Source organism: Pseudomonas sp. 50_B, from assembly GCF_017491625.1.
In the GTDB taxonomy this organism is placed as follows: Bacteria; Pseudomonadota; Gammaproteobacteria; order Pseudomonadales; family Pseudomonadaceae; genus Aquipseudomonas; species Aquipseudomonas danubii.
Genome location: NZ_JAFGYX010000126.1, coordinates 1 through 470, shown reverse-complemented (window position 1 = coordinate 470; position 470 = coordinate 1). Strand labels below are relative to the sequence as shown.

Annotated in this window: 1 protein-coding gene; it reads left to right on the top strand. The window is 62.1% G+C overall.

Features of this window, described 5'->3' with window-relative positions:
• Positions 1 to 218 precede the first annotated feature (218 nt).
• On the top strand, positions 219 to 470 hold a 252-nt coding region (locus tag J5M73_RS31240), incomplete at its 3' end, for a response regulator transcription factor (RefSeq protein WP_207816931.1).

The following is a 470-nucleotide window of genomic DNA, read 5'->3' as shown; positions in this document are numbered from 1 at the left end:
CGAAGGATCTTCCTGCGCAGGCCTGGAGGTCTGGGATGTCATGCGGCTCCTCGTCGTTCAACACTCCTTGATCCTATTCAAAAGAGGCCGAAGGTAAAGACAGGCAGGCCAAGTCGCGACGACGGCCTACACGCCATGTGAGACTTCTCGGTACCAATTGCGGGCAGTCAGTCCTATTGATGCCCACAACCTCATCTGCGCTTCCCCGCGCCACCGTGATGCCGCTTTCCACCGTGCTCGTCGAGGACAGCATCACGATCAGGGAAAACCTGATCCCCGCCCTGGAAGAGCTCGCGGACGCCGAGGTCGTCGGCGTTGCCGAAACCGCGACAGAAGCCGTCGCGCTTCTGGAAGACCTGGGCGATGCCTGGCAGCTGGCGGTGGTCGACCTGTTCCTGCGGGAGGGATCCGGCCTGACGGTGCTGCGAGCAGGCCAGGACCGCCGTCCGCACATGTACTCTGCGTTGATA